At 57.4% G+C, this 19,590-nt stretch carries 19 protein-coding genes; 10 read left to right on the forward strand and 9 right to left on the reverse strand.

Annotated elements, in window-relative coordinates:
• The first annotated feature begins 23 nt into the window (after positions 1–23).
• The 8 genes from DSM117340_RS13155 to DSM117340_RS13190 all read left to right on the forward strand — a co-directional run bounded on the left by DSM117340_RS13155 (position 24) and on the right by DSM117340_RS13190 (position 7,748).
• Entirely contained in the window at positions 24–1,658 is a 1,635-nt protein-coding gene (locus tag DSM117340_RS13155; protein WP_089892498.1) for a long-chain-fatty-acid--CoA ligase, read from the forward strand.
• Entirely contained in the window at positions 1,658–2,476 is an 819-nt protein-coding gene (locus DSM117340_RS13160) for an SDR family oxidoreductase (RefSeq protein ID WP_089893651.1), read from the forward strand. Before DSM117340_RS13155 ends, DSM117340_RS13160 begins: the two co-directional genes overlap by 1 nt.
• Positions 2,476–2,940, forward strand: coding sequence for a MaoC family dehydratase (locus DSM117340_RS13165; RefSeq protein ID WP_245724449.1), 465 nt, complete (start codon positions 2,476–2,478; stop codon positions 2,938–2,940). Before DSM117340_RS13160 ends, DSM117340_RS13165 begins: the two co-directional genes overlap by 1 nt.
• Entirely contained in the window at positions 2,940–3,605 is a 666-nt protein-coding gene (locus DSM117340_RS13170; protein WP_271437391.1) for a histidine phosphatase family protein, read from the forward strand. The genes DSM117340_RS13165 and DSM117340_RS13170 overlap by 1 nt, the downstream gene beginning before the upstream one ends.
• 7 nt (positions 3,606–3,612) lie before the next feature.
• Positions 3,613–4,644, forward strand: a complete 1,032-nt coding sequence (locus DSM117340_RS13175) for a phosphotransferase family protein (RefSeq protein ID WP_089892503.1) — start codon at positions 3,613–3,615, stop codon at positions 4,642–4,644.
• On the forward strand, positions 4,641–5,057 hold the full coding sequence (locus tag DSM117340_RS13180; protein WP_089892506.1) for a PaaI family thioesterase: 417 nt from the start codon (positions 4,641–4,643) through the stop codon (positions 5,055–5,057). Before DSM117340_RS13175 ends, DSM117340_RS13180 begins: the two co-directional genes overlap by 4 nt.
• Positions 5,054–6,094, forward strand: a complete 1,041-nt coding sequence (locus tag DSM117340_RS13185; protein WP_089892509.1) for an NADP-dependent oxidoreductase — start codon at positions 5,054–5,056, stop codon at positions 6,092–6,094. The genes DSM117340_RS13180 and DSM117340_RS13185 overlap by 4 nt, the downstream gene beginning before the upstream one ends.
• A gap of 289 nt (positions 6,095–6,383) precedes the next feature.
• A complete protein-coding gene (locus DSM117340_RS13190; RefSeq protein ID WP_089893657.1) occupies positions 6,384–7,748 on the forward strand; it encodes a D-alanyl-D-alanine carboxypeptidase family protein in 1,365 nt (454 codons plus the stop codon).
• 52 nt (positions 7,749–7,800) lie between these two features.
• Here DSM117340_RS13190 and ccoS read toward each other — a convergent pair whose 3' ends face one another.
• The 8 genes from ccoS to ccoN all read right to left on the reverse strand — a co-directional run bounded on the left by ccoS (position 7,801) and on the right by ccoN (position 16,257).
• The gene (ccoS, locus tag DSM117340_RS13195; protein ID WP_089892511.1) at positions 7,801–7,962 is read right to left on the reverse strand and encodes a cbb3-type cytochrome oxidase assembly protein CcoS; all 162 of its coding nucleotides are present in this window, start codon (positions 7,960–7,962) and stop codon (positions 7,801–7,803) included.
• Between the two features lie 3 nt (positions 7,963–7,965).
• A complete protein-coding gene (locus DSM117340_RS13200; protein ID WP_089892514.1) occupies positions 7,966–10,143 on the reverse strand; it encodes a heavy metal translocating P-type ATPase in 2,178 nt (725 codons plus the stop codon).
• Positions 10,144–10,153: 10 nt separating this feature from the next.
• The gene (locus DSM117340_RS13205; protein WP_333908506.1) at positions 10,154–10,861 is read right to left on the reverse strand and encodes a FixH family protein; all 708 of its coding nucleotides are present in this window, start codon (positions 10,859–10,861) and stop codon (positions 10,154–10,156) included.
• Complete coding sequence (ccoG, locus tag DSM117340_RS13210) at positions 10,861–12,297, reverse strand: cytochrome c oxidase accessory protein CcoG (RefSeq protein WP_089892517.1); 1,437 nt, start codon at positions 12,295–12,297, stop codon at positions 10,861–10,863. The genes DSM117340_RS13205 and ccoG overlap by 1 nt, the downstream gene beginning before the upstream one ends.
• A 533-nt stretch (positions 12,298–12,830) precedes the next feature.
• On the reverse strand, positions 12,831–13,706 hold the full coding sequence (ccoP, locus tag DSM117340_RS13215) for a cytochrome-c oxidase, cbb3-type subunit III (protein WP_089892520.1): 876 nt from the start codon (positions 13,704–13,706) through the stop codon (positions 12,831–12,833).
• 3 nt (positions 13,707–13,709) lie between these two features.
• Complete coding sequence (locus tag DSM117340_RS13220; protein WP_089892523.1) at positions 13,710–13,898, reverse strand: cbb3-type cytochrome c oxidase subunit 3; 189 nt, start codon at positions 13,896–13,898, stop codon at positions 13,710–13,712.
• A gap of 12 nt (positions 13,899–13,910) precedes the next feature.
• Positions 13,911–14,639, reverse strand: coding sequence for a cytochrome-c oxidase, cbb3-type subunit II (gene ccoO / locus DSM117340_RS13225; RefSeq protein ID WP_089892526.1), 729 nt, complete (start codon positions 14,637–14,639; stop codon positions 13,911–13,913).
• A 13-nt stretch (positions 14,640–14,652) separates the two neighbouring features.
• Positions 14,653–16,257 carry a cytochrome-c oxidase, cbb3-type subunit I gene (gene ccoN / locus DSM117340_RS13230; protein ID WP_089892530.1) on the reverse strand — a complete coding sequence of 535 codons (1,605 nt, stop codon included), beginning with the start codon at positions 16,255–16,257 and terminating at the stop codon, positions 14,653–14,655.
• A gap of 199 nt (positions 16,258–16,456) precedes the next feature.
• Here ccoN and DSM117340_RS13235 point away from each other — a divergent pair, with 199 nt between their 5' ends.
• A complete protein-coding gene (locus DSM117340_RS13235; RefSeq protein WP_271437393.1) occupies positions 16,457–17,296 on the forward strand; it encodes a universal stress protein in 840 nt (279 codons plus the stop codon).
• Between the two features lie 112 nt (positions 17,297–17,408).
• On the opposite strand, the gene fnrL is transcribed toward DSM117340_RS13235, so the two are convergent.
• A complete protein-coding gene (gene fnrL, locus DSM117340_RS13240; RefSeq protein ID WP_089892540.1) occupies positions 17,409–18,155 on the reverse strand; it encodes a transcriptional regulator FnrL in 747 nt (248 codons plus the stop codon).
• 66 nt (positions 18,156–18,221) lie between these two features.
• On the opposite strand from fnrL, the gene hemN reads away from it, so the two are divergent.
• Positions 18,222–19,577, forward strand: a complete 1,356-nt coding sequence (gene hemN, locus DSM117340_RS13245; RefSeq protein ID WP_089892544.1) for an oxygen-independent coproporphyrinogen III oxidase — start codon at positions 18,222–18,224, stop codon at positions 19,575–19,577.
• Positions 19,578–19,590: the final 13 nt, after the last annotated feature.

Raw genomic sequence — 19,590 nt, forward strand, 5'->3', positions numbered from 1 at the left:
AAAACAAACGGGAGGAGGCCCCAATGAAGGGCATGATGATGCAGCAGTCGCTGTTGATCAGTGATATTTTGAACTACGCCGCCGATGCACATGGCGACAGTGAGATCATATCAGTGCGCACCGAAGGCGACCTTCACCGCCAAACCTACCGTGAAACAGCGGCACGTGTGGCCCAGCTTGCACATGCACTCAAAGCCAAAGGCATCGAGACAGGGGATCGCGTGGCGACCCTTGCTTGGAACGGCTACCGCCATTTTGAACTTTACTATGGCGTCTCGGGCATCGGCGCGGTCGTGCACACAATCAACCCGCGCCTATCCCCCGAACAGCTAATCTATATCGTCAACCATGCCTCCGATAAGATGCTCTTCACCGATGTTACATTTGTGCCGCTTCTGGAGGCTGTGAAAGATCACCTGCCCCAAGGCCTCACCTACGTGGTCATGACGGACCGCGCCCATATGCCTGAGAATACGCTTGGCGCGCTCTGCTATGAGGAGCTTCTCCAAGGGCAGCCAGAGCATATCGACTGGCCACAGATGGACGAAAATACAGCCGCCGCGCTTTGTTATACTTCCGGCACAACAGGCAATCCGAAAGGCGCGCTTTACTCGCATCGCTCCACAGTGCTGCACGCGCTTTTCGTCACGCTGGTGCTCGGCGCGGGCTATCCGCCTGCCTCCAAAATTCTCCCCGTCGTGCCACAGTTTCACGTCAACGCATGGGGTCTGCCCTATGCGGCTCCGCTCATGGGTCACTCCCTTGTCATGCCCGGTGGTGCGCTTGATGGCCCCAGTCTCTTCAAGCTCATGGACAGCGAAAAGGTCTTCTCCGCTTGGGGCGTGCCAACGGTCTGGCAGGGCCTCATGACCGAGATCAAAGCTCAGCGCCGCAAGCCAGAAGGTTTCTCTGAAGTCGTGGTTGGCGGCTCGGCTGCACCTCGCTCTATGATTGAAGGTTTTGAGAAATTAAGCGTCGATGTCGTTCATGCATGGGGCATGACCGAGATGAGCCCAATCGGCACCCACGGCAAAATGCCCGAATGGGTTAAGTCGAAAAGCTTTGACGAGCAAATCGACAAAAAGTCTCTGCAAGGCCGCCGCATGTTCGGTGTTGACCTCAAAATCAACGACGAAGACGGCAACCGCCTCCCCCATGATGGCGCCGCTGCTGGCGAGCTCTTCGTGCGCGGCAACGGGATCATCTCGGGCTACTACAACAACGAAGAGGCGAACAAATCCGCCTTTGACGCCGAAGGCTGGTTTGGCACAGGCGATATCGCCAGCATCGATGCGCAGGGTTTCCTCAACATTCAGGACCGCGCCAAGGATCTGGTGAAATCAGGGGGCGAGTGGATCAGCTCAATTGATCTAGAAAACACAGCTATCTCTCACCCCGATATCGCCAGCTGCGCCGTCATTGCGATAGCTCACCCCAAATGGGACGAGCGGCCCGTTCTTGTCGCCGTGCCTGCGGGTGAGGCGCGGCCCAGCCTTGAAGAACTGCACGCGCATATGGCCGAGCATTTCGCCAAATGGCAGCTGCCTGATGATCTGGTCTGGGTCGAAGCCCTGCCACTTACCGCGACAGGCAAGGTGAGCAAACTCACCCTACGAAAACAATTTGAAGATTACACACTTCCGGAGCTGCGCACATGATGACCCCGTCAAACCTCTTTGATCTCACAGGCAAGGTCGCCCTCGTCACGGGTGGCGCCACAGGTATTGGCCGCATGGCCGCCGAGGGCCTTGTCGCAGCAGGTGCGCGGGTTTTTATCGCATCCCGCAAAGCTGAGGCCTGCGAGGCCGTTGCAGCGGAGCTGAACACCAAGGGATATTCAGGAACAGCTGAGGGCTTTGGCGGGGATGTGGCGACCGAAGAGGGCATCGCCGCTCTGGTGGCCGAGGTGCAGAGCCGCACAGATACACTTCACATCCTGATGAACAACGCAGGCCGCTCTTGGGGCGCACCAATGGGCCAGCACCCCTATGACGCTTGGGACAAGCTTCTCAAACTCAATGTGCAAGGCATGTTCCACCTAACACAATCACTCCTGCCCCTGCTCCTCAAAGCCGCCAGCCCTGAAGACCCCGCCCGCGTGGTCAATGTCGGCTCTGTCATGGGCGAGGTGCCCAAAGGCACAGCGACATATTCCTACGCCGTGTCCAAAGGAGCTGTGCACCACATGACCCGCGTGCTCTCAAACGACCTTGCTCCTGAGTTCATAACCGTCAACGCCATCGCACCTGGCCCCTTCCCCTCCAAGATGACAGACTTCGCTCTCGGCTCTGAAGAGGGCCGCGCAGAATCCGCCAAAGGCGTGCCACTTGGCCGCGTCGGTACAGCCGAAGACATCGCAGGCGCGCTCCAGTTTCTCTGTTCTCGCGCGGGGGCCTATGTCAGCGGCGCAATCCTGCCACTCTCAGGCGGAATGCAATCTGCCGCGCCGATCTCGATCTTCAACGAGGATCTCTAGTGGCCAGCCAACTGACAGTAGAACAGATGCAGGCGCAGCTCGGCCAAAAGGTCGGCACAAGCCGCTGGTATGAGATGAGCGCTGCACGCATCAAGGCCTTCGCCGATGTGACTGAAGACTGGCAACCCATCCACCTTGATGACGCCGCAGGCGTTGCAAGCCCCTTTGGCAGCACGATTGCGCATGGTTTTCTGACGCTCTCGCTGCTCTCTGCCATGGTCTATGAAATGCCGGCTCTGCAAGGGGAAGCGATCGGGGTCAACTACGGCTTTGAGCGCGTGCGCTTCCTCTCGCCAGTGCCCACAGGCGCTCGCGTGCGCGGGCATTTTACATTGGCCGAGATATCCCTGCGGGCCGACGGTGGATATATGCTGACCTATGATGTCAGCGTCGAAATCGAAGGCCAAACAAAGCCAGCACTCGCCGCCCGCTGGCTTGGCCTACGCTATCTGGAGCGCGCTTAATGCCCACGCTCATTCTCATTCGCCATGCCCAAGCCAGCTTTGGGGCGGCTGATTATGACGAGCTCTCGGCGCTTGGCCATGAACAGTCCCGCGCGCTTGGACAAGCGCTCAAAGCACTTGGGATTGTCCCCGATGCTGTCTGCCTTGGCGCACAAAAACGCCACCGCCAAACGTGGGAGGGGATAAACCAAGCACTCGGGCATATCGTACCGCCACGCATCCTCCCAGGCTTCAACGAGTTTGACTTTAGCGGTCTGCTTGAGGCGCGCTATGCTGGCCGCGCCCGCCCTGACAACCTGCACACAGAGCGCCGTGCGCATTTCAAAGCCCTGCGCGAAACGGTATTGGAGTGGCAGCAAGGTGAAATCAGCGATCCGCCCGAAAGCTACGCCGCCTTCGCCGCCCGCGTGCGCACAGCCCGCACCGAAGCGATGAGCGAAGGCCATGAGACTGTGCTTGTCGTTTCTTCAGGTGGCGCCATCGGCCAGACTGTGGGCGACGTCATGGGCGCGCCTGCCGACGCCATGATCCGGCTGCAACTCCAGATCAAGAACTGCGCCATGGCGAGGCTCATCGTGACGCCCCGTGCCGAACACCTGAGCACGTTCAACGAAACACCCCATATCACCGCCGCCAATGAAGCGCGGCTGCTGACCTATAGCTGAGGCAAAAATGACGGACGCAAACACACTTGATACAGAGGCGGTCAGCCAGTGGCTCAGCACTCATCTGGACGACTTTTCAGGCCCGTTGACGGCCGAAAAATTTGCCCAAGGCCAATCCAACCCCACCTATCTGCTCAAAACCCCAACGCGTGATTACGTGCTGCGCCGCAAGCCCGCGGGGGTGTTGCTCAAGTCAGCGCACGCCGTAGAGCGCGAGTTTCGCGTGCAAAAGGCGCTGGCAGCCTCCAATGTTCCTGTCGCGCACATGCATGTGCTTTGTGAAGACACAAGCGTGATCGGTTCGGCCTTTTATGTCATGGACGCCATCAAAGGCCGCAGCTTTGGCGAACCGACAATGCCCAGCCTCGCACCCGCCGAACGCCACGCCGTTATTGATGAGATGAACCGCGTTCTGGCGGCAATCCATGACGTAGATATCACCGCTGCGGGCCTTGCCGACTATGGCCCTGAGGGCAATTACTACGCCCGCCAGATCAGCCGTTGGGCTCAGCAATACGAGGCCAGTCAGACCACCAAGATCCCAGATATGACTGCGCTTATCGACTGGCTGCAAAACAACATGCCCGAAGACGACGGCCAGCGCACCCTTGTGCACGGCGACTACCGCATCGACAATCTTCTCTTCGCTCCTGACAGCGCCCAGATCAGCGCTGTGCTTGATTGGGAGCTGTCCACAATAGGTCATCCCTACGCCGATCTGGCCGCTGTGATCATGCAATGGTCCATGCCCCAAGGCGCCGAGGGGCGCGGCCTTCTCGGGGTTGACCGCGCTGCCCACGGCCTGATGTCCGATGAAGAGTTCATCGCAGCCTACTGCGCGCGCCGTGGCCTTTCAGGCATCGACAATTTCGGCTTCTACCTGGCCTTCTCCTACTTCCGTATGGGCGCTATCCTGCAAGGCGTACTCAAGCGCGCGTTGGATGGCAACGCCTCCTCCCCTGACCAAGCCAAGCGCCTCGGCGCTTACGTTCCCGCCTTCGCCGAAGCGGGTCTCAAAGCCGCAAGGACTGTTACATGACCTCTCTTATCGAAGCTCCATACCCCTTTCAGGAAACTCTCGGGTTTACCGTCACAGATTGGTCAGATGGCGCCTGCACACTGACCCAGCCGCTCCATGATCATCTTGGCAATCGCTATCACATCCTCCATGGCGGCGTGCATGCAACTCTGCTCGACACAGCCATGGGCTTTGCCGTTGCCTATACGGGTGATCCAGATCTGCGCCAGCTCGTTATGACCCTCTCGCTCAACGTCAATTACCTCGGTGTTGCCACGGGTGAGGCCGTCACAGCCACTGGGCGCAAGACAGGCGGAGGCCGAAAAACAGCCTTCGCTTCGGGCGAGCTTCATGACAGCACAGGCGCGCTTATCGCGACAGCCACAGCCGTGTTCCGCTATCGCGGCACAGAACAAAGGACAGAGACCAAATGAGCGACACGATGCAGCAAATGACCCTTGCCGCCCGCCCCGTCGGCGCGCCTAAGGACAGCGACTTCGCTTTGGTCGAAAAACCACTGCCAATACCTGCAGAAGGCGAAGTGCTTGTGCGCCTCCATGCTTTCTCGCTTGATCCCTACATGCGCGGACGCATGGACGATGCCAAGAGCTACGCTGCCCCCGTGCCCATAGGCGGCGTCATGGAAGCGGGTGGTGTTGGAGAAGTCATTGCCTCCCAGTCCCCGCACTTTACTGTGGGCGATATGGCCTTTGGTATGTTCGGCTGGGCAAGTCACGGATGCCTCCCTGCCAACCAGATGCGCAAACTCGATGATACGCTGCCAACGTCAACAGCCCTTGGCGTCCTCGGAATGCCGGGCTTCACAGGATGGTACGGCCTCACACAGCTGGGCCGCCCCAAAGCAGGGGAAACCCTCGTTGTCGCGGCTGCAACAGGCCCTGTCGGCTCCATGGTTGGCCAAATGGCCAAAGCGCGCGGCCTCCGCACCGTCGCTATCGCAGGCGGCGCAGACAAATGTGCGCTGGCGCTTGAGAAGTTTGGCTTTGACGCGGCAATCGACCACCATGCACATGAAAATGCCAGCAGCTTGCGCAAAGCCATTGCAGAAGCGGCCCCCAAAGGCATTGATATCTACTTTGAAAATGTCGGCGGCAAAGTCTTTGAAGCCGTGCTGCCCCTGATGAACACCTTCGGGCGCATTCCCGTGTGCGGGATGATCTCAGGCTACAACGCAGGCGCGCTCGGCGGCGGAGCTGTCGCGGAGGGGCCAGACAGGCTTCCCGTGCTCTGGCGCTCCATTCTGGTCAAGCAGATGTCGGTGAATGGCTTTATCATCTCAAACCACTATGATGAGTATCCCACCTTCCTCAAAGAGGTCGCACCGCTCGTCGCCACAGGCCAGCTTGCTTACCTCGAAGATATCGTCGAGGGGCTTGAAAATGCCCCCCGCGCCTTCATGGGGCTTCTGGAAGGGCGCAATATAGGCAAGCAAATCGTCAAGCTGACCTGAGCAAATCACCCGCTGGGTCTGCCGCCTCAAAACGCCGCAGACCCCGCCACATTCTCGCCACAATGCAGCATCTAGGGGGTCTTCCCCCAAGGACCACTAGATGTGCCGAAAATTCATCGACTCCAGCATAAAATGAAAACTTTATTCAATAGCGGCGATATGTTAGCCTTTATTCAATAAATTCGTCAGCCGAGAAAATCGGCGGCATCTGAGGCAGAAAAAGGCAAGAGCTGTGAGACAGTGTATCTCTATGGTCCGTTTGGGCCAGATCTTCTTTGCATGGATAATGATGCTGATTGCGCTTCCAATGGCCGCGGTCGCAGCACCCTATGCTGCACTGGTCATGGACGCGAGAACAGGCGAAGTTCTGCACTCCGAAAACGCTGACACGCGCCTTCACCCCGCCTCTCTCACCAAAATGATGACGCTGTACATCGCTTTTGAAGCGGTCGAAAAAGGCGAGATCAGCCTCGACACAAACATCCGCGTTTCCAAGAACGCAGCCTCCGAGCCGCCGTCCAAGCTCGGGCTTCAGGCAGGCCAGCGCATCAAGCTACGCCACTGCATCCGCGCTGCGGCCATCAAATCCGCCAATGACTGCGCCACCGCCATCGGCGAGGCTATCTCAGGGTCGGAGGCCAAGTTTGCCCGCCGCATGAACCGCACAGCTCTTGCCCTCGGCATGACCCGCACAACCTTTAAAAACGCACACGGGCTCACAGAAAGCGGACACATGTCGACAGCGCGTGACATGAGCATTCTTGGCCGTCACGTGCTCTATGACTACCCCGAGTATTACAACCTCTTTTCGCGCAGAACCGCTGACGCAGGCATCCGCGAAGTCGCCAACACAAACCGCCGCCTTCTCGCCGCCTACAAAGGCGCCGACGGGATCAAGACGGGATACACCCGTGCAGCTGGCTTCAACCTCGTGTCCTCTGCCCAGCGCGGCAACGAGCGTATCATTGCCACGGTCTTTGGCGGCCGCTCCACAGCCACACGCAACGCCCGCATCGCTGAACTGCTAGACCTTGGCTTCCGCAAAGCGCCAAGCCGCGCGCGGATCAACAAGCCCGACACGCCTGACTACGGCACAGAGACAGGCCCGCTGATCGCCGACAATGGCGGCTCAAACGACGGCAAAGCTGGCAAAACCATTCGCTTGATCACTGCGGTCAAAACAAGCCTGCGGCCACAAATGCGCCCAATGGCAGAGCCTGAACCTGTGCTTGTGGCGATGAAGGACGATATAAAAGAAGCTCTGCAACAGGCCCAAGCCGCAAATATCGTGGTCGCGCCCTCCGTCAAGCCCGAAGCTCGGCCGACCGATCTGGTCCTTGCCTCCGTTCAAAGCTCTGTTCAGCCCCGAGCCGCGGTACAGCCACGTGAAGTGGTCACCCGCCTCTCGACATCGGGTGGCAAACACTGGGGTATCAACGTGGGCCGCTTCAACTCACGCTATCAAGCCGAGCGCGCCCTGCTCAAGACGGCCCTCAACGAGATGGAAACCCTCGATGGCTCTCTGCGCAGTGTTGTGAAACGTCCCAAAGGCTTTGAAGCAAACTTCAACGGCCTGACGCGCGAAAGGGCAGAAACTGCCTGCCGCCGGCTTCAGGCGCGCAATGTCACGTGCTTCATGATGGGTCCAGGCTAAGCCTGCCGAAGGCGCAGAACCGACACACAAACTTAAGCTCAGTCCGTCCGGCCTAGTCTTGCTTGGGCTTGTTGTCGTACTCGTCTGACAAGATGCGGCGCGCATCCCCCTCTGGGTCGTCATACTGGTCGGTCTTGAGCGTAAAGATAAAGAAGCCGAGCCCGACAGCACCCAAGATCAAAGAGATCGGGATCAGATAACTCAGAATATTCAAATCCTATCCTCTCAGACGCAAAGCATTGAGCGAAACTGTGATCGAGGAGGTCGACATCGCCAAAGCCGCGATGAGCGGCGTCGCCATCCCCGCTACAGCCAGCGGTACCGCGATAATATTGTAAATCGTCGCGATCTGGAAGTTCTCTTTGATACGGCGCACAGCAGAGCGCGCTGTTTCTGTCGCTTCGGCGATGGGTGCAAGATTTCCGCCCAACAGTACAATATCGCTGGCCACACGGGCCGCATCCAAGGCACTCGCAGGCGAGATCGAGACATGCGCCGCCGTAAGTGCCGCCGTATCGTTCAGCCCGTCCCCGACCATCAGGACATGGTGGCCCTCTGCCGCGAGCGCCGCGATACGCTCAGCTTTGTCACGCGGCAGTGCTTCGGCAATCCATGTTTCAATACCGAGCCGCGCTGCCATCGCCTCAACGGCAAGGCGCGTATCCCCTGACATCAAGATCACGTTTTTCCCCGAAGCCTTAAGCGCGCTCACAGCCTCTTCTGCGCCTGCGCGCAAACTGTCGGCAAATTCAAAAGCCACCGCTGGGCCTTCGCCACGTTGCAGCCAGCTGCTGGTCTGCTCACCCGCGTCTGCGCCAACCCACGCGGCACGCCCAAGACGGACGCGCTGCCCATCAAGCAAACCCTCCGCCCCATAACCGGGAACCTCGCTCTGCGCAGTCAGCACCACAGGCGTTACACCCGTCGCTTTGCCCGCCGCCCAGATCGCGCGCGAAAGCGGATGTGAAGACCCTTCCGCAAGCGCCATAGCAAGCGCCATATCTTGCCGCGAGATCGTCGCTCCATTGGTCAGCTCAGGTGTGCCCTCAGTCAGCGTACCTGTCTTGTCAAAAACAACAGTATCAACCTGCGCCAAACGCTCCATCGCAGTCTCATGCTTGATCAGCATCCCCTTGCGAAACAGCTTGCCGCTCGCCGCCGTGGTCACTGCAGGCACAGCAAGCCCAAGCGCACAGGGACAGGTGATGATAAGAACAGCCGCAGCGATATTGAGCGCAACGCGCATGTCACCAGAGTAAAGCAACCAGCCCAGAAAAGCCAAAGCAGACAGGATATGAACCCCGGGTGCATAGAGCTTGGCCGCCGCATCCGCCAGCGAGGTGTATTTTGAGCGGCCAGACTCAGCGATCGCCACCAAGTCCGCCATACGGTGCAAGGATGTCTCCTCGCCCACCGCGGTGGCGCGCACTTTCAATGGCCCTGTCAGGTTCGCTTCACCCGCCGAAACAGCTTGGCCCACACCCGCAAACACAGGTACGCTCTCCCCCGTCAGCAGCGAGCGGTCGAGCTCACTCTGCCCCTCGACGATTTCGCCGTCCACAGGCATCCGTCCACCAGGGCGCACCAGAATAACGTCACCAAGGCGTAGCTCAGCCGTCGGCAGCTCGCGTTCTTCCCCGTCGATCAAGAGAGTCACGCGCGGCACTTCAAGCGCGGCAAGCTCCTCCGCCGCCGAACGTGCAATCGCCCGTGTGCGGTGATCAAGATACCGCCCAGCAAGCAGGAAAAACGTCAGCGCCAAGGCCGCGTCGAAATAAGCATGCGCCCCCGAAAGCGTTGTCTCCCAAAGGGAGGTCACAACCGCCAGCACAATCGCCAGCGTGATCGGCACATCCATGTTGAGGTGGCCATGCTTGAGGACACTCCAAGCGCTGCGATAAAACGGCTGCCCCGAAAACAACACCGTCGGAAGCGTAATCGCCGCCGATATCCAGTGGAACATATCCCGCGTGGCATCCGCTGCCCCCGACCAGACCGAAACACTCAAAAGCATGACATTCATAGCTGCAAAACCCGCCACAGCCAGCCGCATCAAAAGCTCGCGGCCTGCCTTGTCGGTTTCCGTCGCACTCAGCGTCCCTGCGTCAAGCTCATGCGCCTCGTAGCCTATCTCGCCAAGCACCTCGACGAGCTGTCGCGCGCTCACGTCTTTCTCAGCTTCAATCGTTGCCCGCTTCAACGTTAGGTTTACGCGGGCACTCTTGACCCCAGGCTCCGCCGCAAGCCGCCGTTCAACCGCAGAAATACAGGCGGCGCAGTGGATCGTTGGCAAAGACAGAGCAAGCCGCGCATCTTTCTGCGCGGCACGTTCGGCCAAGTCTTCCGCGGCAGGCGCCGCAGAGCAGGCAGGACAGGCTGAGATACCAGTACTCACGCGTGGCTCCTTACTTCTTCACATGCAAAACAAGCCGACGGCTGTACAGCGTGCCGTCTTCGGCTGTGGCGGTCATCCGGATGTTCCAGTTGCCCCGTGCGAGCGTCACAGGCGCCACAAAAGCTTTGCCATCATGCGTAAACTCAAGCACCTGATCATCCTTGATCTGGGTTGCGCGCCCCAATATCGCTTCCATTTCGGTTGGATAGACAGGGGCGCCGTCTGGCCCATTCATAACAAGCCGCAAGATACCGTCTTCGGCACTGGCGCTCACATCCCAGCCCAAGGCCTCTTGCGCGGCCTTGCGTTTGTTAAACTCTTGGCTCGCGACATAGGAGTTTTTCACTTCCAGCCCTGGGAAAGTGGCGACAGCATTATAGGCCAACGCCAGATTGACGCCGATAATCGTTGTGAAGGCCAAGAGCACAGTCACAAACATATGCCCTCCCATGAACTGCCCCACACGCGTCACTGACGAGCCAATCACAGTGGCCGCGGCAACACCCCAGAACATAATCGCCAGAAAGAATGGCAAAATCATCCAAGAGTATTCTCCAAAAGACACGCCCAGCCCGACCAACACTTTGTTCAGCTGAAGCCCGAGCCAGTAGCCACCGTATAATCCAACAAGATTGGCAGCGAGCCCGAGCAAAAACAGAGCGGCAAAATAGAGAAAGCCTTTTCCGCCTGATTTAGGTGTTGCGACAGCAGCGTTCATCAGTTCGCCCTTCCGTTAAAAATCGTGTCTTTGTATGCGCGTTCACCAGAGGTGATATCTTCCGCCCAAATGCGGATGTCCACACGTTCACTCTCTGCAGGCACCGATCCGGGAGGCGCCACAACATAGGTCCGGACCAAATAGGTGCTGTCGGCAGGGACAGTCACAGTTTCATAGGGGCTGCCTTCCAGCTGCAACCGCACAGACGGATCGCCCTTCACAGTGACACGGAAAGGTCTGTCTTCCCCATGTTTGTTGAGCAGACGGATTTCGTACACGTTGCGGATCGAGCCGTCTGACAGGGTCACATAAGTCGGGTTCCGCACAGGAGCGACCGTCATTTCGATATCGGAACGGATGAACAGCGCCACCACAAGCAAGATACCGACAATAGACCACAGCGTTGTGTACAGAATGGTGCGAGGCCGCAAAACGTGCTTCCAGATCGGCTTTGGGGCCATCCCCGCACGCTCGTTGGTTTCGTCAGTGAGGGCGATATAGTCGATCAAGCCACGCGGCTTGCCGATCTTGTCCATCACTTCGTCGCAGGCATCAATGCACAGCGCACACGTGATACATTCCATCTGCTGCCCATGGCGAATGTCGATCCCCATGGGGCAAACGTTCACACAGGCCATACAGTCAATACAGTCGCCATTGTCAGGCGAGACAACACCTTTGTGAAGCTTGCCGCGCGGCTCCCCGCGCCAATCACGATAGGCAACAGTCAGCGTGTCCTCATCGATCATAGCCGCCTGAATACGCGGCCAAGGGCAAGCATAGATACAGATTTGCTCTCGTGCGAAGCCACCAAAGAAGAAGGTCGTGCCCGTCAGAACAAGGATCGTGGTATAGGCCACAGGGTGTGCCGTACCGTGGAGTAGATTGCCCAGCAATGTCGGCGCATCAGTGAAATAAAACACCCATGCCCCGCCTGTCGCCAGCGCAATCAAGAACCAGCTGACCCATTTGGTTAGCCGCATCCGAACTTTGGTAAAGTCCCACTTTTTCTGGCGGTGCAAGCGCAGCCGCGCATTGCGGTCGCCCTCAATCCAACGTTCAACCAAGATAAACAAATCGGTCCAGACAGTTTGAGGACAGGCATAACCACACCAAACGCGCCCCAAAGCCGAGGTAAAGAGAAACAACCCCAGACCCGCCATCACCAAAAGCCCCGCAACAAAGTAGAACTCGTGGGGCCAGATCTCGATCCAAAGGAAGTAGAAACGGCGACTCGCCAAGTCGATCAAAACGGCCTGATCAGGCAGGCTTGGCCCACGGTCCCAGCGGATCCATGGCGTGATGTAATAGATGCCCAAGGCAACGATCATGATCAGCCATTTGAGATTGCGGAACTTGCCGTAGACCTTTTTCGGAAAAATAGGCTCGCGCGCGGCGTATAGGCTCGGGGGGGTGTTCAATTCAGAATCTGACACGGACTCACTCCGTTAGAGGGGTTTCTTCCCTGTGGTTTTCGCAGTCTGGGCCGCGTTCCTCTTTGACCTGTATCAAATTTATATTTTTGACGCATCTTTTCTGTGAATTCCGCGGCAGTATGATAAAAAAGAAAACACTGGGCTTCCTGAAACGCGCGAACAGGACGGAAGCACCAGTGTCAAAAGACCGATTTACATCAGCTCTTGGCCCCCGGTTTCGGGAGGCCTCTCACTTGTCACCAGTTTCTTCCGAGGGAAAAACAAGAGCCAAGCCTAGCTTCATAGCTAATGAGCGGCCTGAGACCTTTCCTTAATCTAAATCAAGTCGTCTATTTTTGTGTTCTTTATCGGCCAAACCAGACTGTAGCGCAGCGGCTTATGGCCCAGTCTGTTCGACCCCGCTCAACGCAAAAGGCCGAAGGTGTTATCCCTCGGCCTTTCGTTAAAATAGAGACACCGGACCTCCAGGAAACGCGCGAACAGGACGGAAGCGCCGGTGTCTCTTCCGAGGGCGCGAACGCCCTCAGAACTCGTTACTCACCACCACCAAGCTGGTGAACATATGTTGCGACAGCGCGAATCTGCGCCTCTGACAAACGTTCGTTCCAGTCAGGCATCACACCAAAGCGTGAGTTGTGCACAGTCTCGCTGATCGCGGCATAGTCGCCGCCATAGAGCCAGATCGCATCTGCGAGGTTTGGCGCGCCTTGTGCCCGATCACCCGAGCCGTCTTCCATGTGGCAGGCCGCACAATTGTCTTCAAAGACAACAGCACCAGCTTCGACCATGGAGGGGTCTTGGGGTGGGTTCACATTTGGCGTCAGAGACATCACAAAGTTGACGACTTGGCTGATTTCTTCTTCTTCAAGAAGCTCGTCGCGGCCAAATGCTGGCATCTCCGAGTAGCGTGAGTCATCGTCTGTCTCGCTGCGAATGCCGTGCAGAAGCGTCAAATGGATATCTTCCATTGTGCCGCCCCAGAGCCAGTCATCGTCCTGCAGGTTGGGGTAGCCTACAGCGCCCGCACCGTTGGTCTGGTGACACTGGGCACACCATGTCTTGAACACAGCAGCACCCGCTGATTTGGCATAGCCCTCAAGCTCAGGGTCCGTTGCAATCGACGCCAACTCGACCGAAGCGAGCTTTTCGTTGATCGCAGCGTTCTTGGCCTCAGCTGTTGCAATGTCTTCCGCAACTTGAGCCCGTGTCGAGAAGCCCAGATAGCCCGCTGTTGCACTCTTCACACCCGGCCAAGCTGGATAAGCAATGGAGTACCAGATCGCCCAAACGATACAGGCGTAGAAAATCCAGAGCCACCAGCGCGGCAGAGGGTTGTTGAATTCTTCAATGCCATCCCAGCTGTGGCCGGTGGTTGAAGGATCTTCTTTTTTTACAGGTTGTTTAGCCATGTCTTAGGCCTCCTTTTCGCCAGAGGGCGCAGGCTTGTCTTCATGCCGAAACGGAATGTTCGCCACATCGCTGTAGGTCTTGCTTGCCCCTGGGCGAAACATCACCCAGAGGATCATAGCAACGAAGAACGTGAACAAAGCCAAAAGCATCCAGCTGTCCGCAAATTGCCGTAAGAGTGAATAGGTTTCCATATCTACCCCTCCTTAGCGGCTTGCATCGGCAGTGAAGGTCGAGAAGTCGACCAGCGTGCCAAGCATTTGAAGATAAGCAATCAGCGCATCCGCTTCCGAAATACCAGGCTGGCCGTCAAAGTTACGTACGTTGACGTTTTCACCATAGCGCTCAAGCAAGCCATCGTAGTCGCTGTCAGGGTCCGCTTGTGCAAGGAAGTCGGCCTGCGCGCTCGCCACCATCTCTTCGTTATACGGCACACCTACAAAGGCATGTGTCTTCAGAAGATCGCCCATATATTCGCCCTCGATCATACGATTTTCGAGGAAGCCATATTTGGGCATCACAGATTCAGGCACAACAGACTGCGGATCGCGCAGGTGATCAACGTGCCAGTCGTCCGAGTAACGGTTGCCAACGCGGGCAAGGTCTGGCCCCGTCCGCTTTGAGCCCCACTGGAACGGGTGGTCATACTGTGACTCCGCCGCCAGTGAATAGTGGCCGTAGCGTTCCACTTCGTCGCGCATTGGGCGGATCATCTGCGAGTGGCAGACATAGCAGCCCTCGCGGACATAGATGTCCCGGCCTGCCAGCTCGAGAGGGGTGTAGGGGCGCATGCCCTCTACATCCTCAATCGTGTTTTCGAGCCAGAAGAGCGGTGCAATCTGCACAATGCCGCCGACAGTCACAACAAGGAAGGCGAAGATCGCAAGGAGCGTAACGTTGCGCTCAAGGATCGCGTGTTTGTCAAGAATAGCCATTCTCTATCCTTCCTTATTCTGCTGGGACGAGCTGGTTCGTGGCATCGACTGCCGGCGAACGTTTGACCGTCATCCAGAGGTTGTAACACATGATGATTGCACCAGCGAGGAACAGGGTTCCGCCCAAGCCACGCACAACATACATCGGGAACTTCGCGCTCACAGTGTCCGCGAACGAGTTCACAAGGAAACCGTTTGCATCAACTTCGCGCCACATCAGGCCTTCCATGATACCCGTCACCCACATGGATGCCGCGTAAAGGATGATGCCGATTGTGGCGAGCCAGAAGTGCCAGCTCACAAGACGCAGGCTATAAAGGCGCTCACGGTTCCACAGTTTTGGCACAAGGAAGTAGAGCGCGCCAAAGGTGATCATACCGTTCCAGCCCAAAGCACCTGAGTGCACGTGGCCGATTGTCCAGTCGGTGTAGTGTGAAAGCGAGTTCACAGCACGGATCGACATCATCGGACCTTCGAATGTGGACATGCCGTAGAAGCCCACCGAGATAACCATCATACGGATGATCGGATCGGTGCGCAGCTTGTCCCATGCGCCAGAGAGCGTCATCAGACCGTTGATCATCCCGCCCCATGAAGGCATCCAGAGAACGATCGAGAACACCATACCCAGCGTAGACGCCCAGTCAGGCAACGCTGTGTAGTGAAGGTGGTGAGGACCAGCCCAGATATAGATGAAGATCAGCGCCCAGAAGTGGATGATCGACAGCTTGTAAGAGAAGACAGGGCGCTCGGCCTGCTTTGGAATGAAGTAGTACATCATACCAAGGAAGCCCGCTGTGAGGAAGAAGCCCACGGCGTTATGCCCGTACCACCACTGTGTCATCGCATCCTGCACACCCGAGAACACCTGAACCGACTTGGAGCCGAAGATGCTGACAGGGATGCTCAGGTTGTTCACAACGTGAAGCATCGCAACGGTGATGATGAAGCTGAGGTAGAACCAGTTGGCGACGTAGATGTGTGGCTCTTTGCGTTTCACGAGCGTGCCCACGAAAACAGCAAGATAGGCGAGCCATACGATTGTCAGCCACCAGTCCACATACCATTCAGGTTCTGCGTATTCTTTTGATTGTGTCGCACCGAGCACATAGCCCGTTGCCGCCAATACGATCACCAGCTGGAAGCCCCAAAAGACAAACCAGGCCAGATTGCCGCCCCAGAGGCGCGCAGCGCTTGTCCGCTGCACCACATAGAACGACGTCGCAATAAGCGCGTTGCCCCCGAACGCAAAAATAACCGCGCTTGTGTGCAGCGGTCTCAGGCGTCCAAAGTTCGCAAAACCCTGTGCCCACTCAAAGTTGAGCGCGGGGAAAGCCAGTTGGAAGGCGATTGTGACCCCAACGAGGAAGCCAACAACGCCCCAAAGCGCCGTTGCGACCACGCCAGCGCGTACGACGCCGTCCATATATTCACCGGAAAGATCGACCGTCTTGGTCGGCTCCCCTGTTTGGCGCAATGTCCAGATGAAAAGTCCACCTGCGGCAAGCGCAACAGTCAACGCGTTGACGAGATATGCCAAGTCACGCGCGTAGTTGGTCGCGATCAGCGCAAAAAGCGCAATCATCCCGAGCACAACCAGTTTGATGTAGTTACCCATGTTTCGTCCCTTCGGTCTTACCCGCGCACGATTCGATTCCGCACGTCAGGGGGATTTGACTGAGGTCGTTTTCCTCCGAGGGCCGTCGCGCCGCCTTGATCTGCATCAAGAAGCCAGCCCAAATTTGTTGATCTGGTTCAAAGAAAATCCAGCGTTTGAAGCCTAAGTTGAACCTAATTTTTATGGCGGAGGACAAAACATGTCTTACAAAACAATCTTTACAGCCCTATCTCAGGACGCCCTCGCAAAGCCGATCCTCGACCATGCAGGAGCCATGGCTCAGGCCAATGACGCCCACCTCGAGGCGCTTTGCCTTGGTGTCGATCGCAGCCAGACCGGTTATTATTACGCGGGCGCAAATGCGATGATCTTACAGGAGGTCATCGAGAAGGCAGGCGAAGAGGCCCTCGCCCTTGAAGCCTTTGCCGAGGCACAACTTGGCAAAACTGATCTGCGCTGGAGTTGTGAACACGGGGTGGCTCAATTGCCCGATATCGGGCGTCACGCCGCTGCCCGCGCCCGCTTTGCTGACATCGCCGTTCTGCCCACCCCCTACGGCGATGACCGCGGCCAAGAACAAGAAGCCCTTGTGGAAGCCTGCCTTTTCGAAGCAGGCGTGCCTGTGCTTATTGTGCCCGAAAAGCGCGCACCCGTTGGCGCCTATGAAACCGTGATCATCGGCTGGAACGAGAGCGACGAAGCGCTCGGCGCAATTCGCGCGGCGATGCCTATCCTGAAGCAAGCCAAGAACGTGCATGTGGTCGTGATTGATCCGCCCAAACACGGGCCAAACCGCTCCGATCCGGGTGGTCTGCTCTCCGTTTGGCTCGCGCGCCACGATGTGCATGTTGAAATAGACGTTTTGTCAAAGACCATGCCGCGTGTCTCAGATGTGCTCCTGCGCCACGCCAGCGATATAGACGCAGATCTAATCGTGATGGGGGCCTATGGCCACTCCCGCTTCCGCGAAGCCATCCTTGGCGGCGCAACACGCTACATGCTTGAGCAATCCAAACTGCCTGTTCTTATGGCGCATTAGGTTTGGTTCGAATTTCGCTTCGCGAAATCCAAACGGCGTGGGGGATCCGTCCCCCACACCTGAGTGCAGATTTTGCACAAGTCGGCTCAGGATGTCTTGGGAAAGAGCAAGATCAGCTCAGCATCCCACCATCAGAATCATCGCCTGCTTCTTCGGAGAGGCGGTCAAAATCTGGTACGATCACGTGCCGCTTCCCAACGAGGTCGATCACGCCATCACGCTTAAGCGCATTGACCTGTCGGCTCACTGTCTCCAACGTCAGGCCGAGATAGTCTGCCATCGCTTCACGCGTCAGCGGCAGATCAAACTCAAGCGGACCTTCAACGCCCGCCAGATTGAGCGTCGCATCGCGACGGGCAATAATACTCAGCAAGCTGGCAATCTTTTCACGCGCAGTCTTGCGGCCCAAAACGAGCATCCACTCGCGGGCGGCGTCAAGCTCGTCCAATGTCATTTCGAGAAGACGTTGTGCAATATGCGGCGTGCGCACCATCATATCTTCAAACGGTTTCTTGCGAAAACAGCACATGACCAGATCGGTTGTCGCAACCACATCATAGGCCGCAGAGTCACGACCAGGGCGGCCAACAAAGTCAGACGGCAACAAAAGCCCGACCATCTGCGTGCGGCCATCTTCCATCGCCTGCGTCAGCGAGGCCACACCCCGCACTACAGAGCCGACAAACTCCATACGATCTCCAGACCACACCACTGTTTGGCCCGCTTCATAGGATCGATAATACTTGATTTCCTCAAGCCTGAGTAGCTCGTCGCTCTCACAACGCGCACAGACAGCTCTGTGTCTGATAGGGCACTCGCCACACTCGCGTGGCACATCAACCGTTACTGACTTCTGCATTTATTCACTTCGCGCGCTTGATCTGTATCAATGACGATACAGACTCATCCCCATAAATCTAGTCGGATGATGACAAAAACTCAACTCGCCAGCATGGGGCTATTTGACGCGAAGGTGCCGCGTTACACAAGCTATCCAACGGCCCCGCAATTCACCCCAGCAATTACAGGCGATATGTTCGCTAAGTGGATCACTCTGATCCCTGCGGGAAGTGAAATTTCACTATATATCCACGTGCCTTTCTGCCGCAGGCTCTGTTGGTTCTGTGCGTGCCGGACCCAAGGCACTCAAAAAGAAGAACCCGTGCGCGCCTATCTTGAAATTCTCAAAGCAGAGCTGGCCTTGCTCAAGCAAACGCTTCCCAAAGGTGTCACCTTGGCCCGCCTGCACTGGGGCGGTGGAACGCCCACGCTCCTGAGCGCCGATATGATGCGCGATCTCGCCGCCGAGATTGCCTCGGTTGCGCCTTTTGCGCCCAATTATGAATTCTCCGTAGAAATCGACCCCAATGAAATCGACAGCACACGCCTTGATGCGCTCGCCGCCGCTGGGATGAACCGCGCCTCCATTGGCGTGCAGGATTTTGACGATGAAATCCAGCAAGCCATCGGTCGCATACAGAGCTTTGAAGCCACCCGTAGCGCAATCGATATGATCCGTGCCCATGGCGTGGAAAGCATCAATGCCGATATCCTCTTTGGCCTGCCTCACCAGTCCCAAGCGCGGATCACAGAAAGCGTGCAGAAGCTTCTTGCGCTCTCGCCTGATCGTGTCGCCCTTTATGGCTATGCGCATGTGCCGTGGATGGCCAAGCGCCAGCAGATGATCCCGTCTGACGCGCTCCCAACACCAGAAGAACGGCTTGATCTCTTTGAAACAGCACGCAAACTCTTCGTCTGGGATGGCTACGCCGAAATCGGGATTGATCATTTCGCCCGCCCCGAAGACGGGCTAACTCGCGCCCAAAAAGCCGGCACCCTGCGCCGCAACTTTCAAGGCTATACCGATGACACGAGCGATGTGCTCGTCGGGCTCGGTGCGTCCTCCATCTCACGCTTCCCGCAAGGCTATGCGCAAAACGCGCCTGCCACTTCGGCACATACCAAGAAAATTTCCGAAGGCAGCTTCTCGACGTCCCGGGGCCATGTCTTCTCAGCTGAAGACAAGCTGCGCAGCCGTATCATCGAAATGATTATGTGCGACTTCCGCGTCTCGTCTGCCGAACTTCTGGCAGAGTACGATATCGCGCCTGCCGCGCTCGCAGCGATGCTGAACGAGGCCAACAAAAGCTTCGGCAACCGCCTCAAAACCAGCGCAGAAGGTCTCTATATCCCCGAAGAGATGCGCCCGCTCACCCGCCTGATCGCCCGCGCCTTTGACGCCTATGATCTGAGCAAAGCGGGCCACAGCTCAGCCATCTGAGCAAAACGCTACC

It is taken from the genome of Lentibacter algarum (genome assembly GCF_040580765.1).
Lineage (GTDB): Bacteria > Pseudomonadota > Alphaproteobacteria > Rhodobacterales > Rhodobacteraceae > Lentibacter > Lentibacter algarum.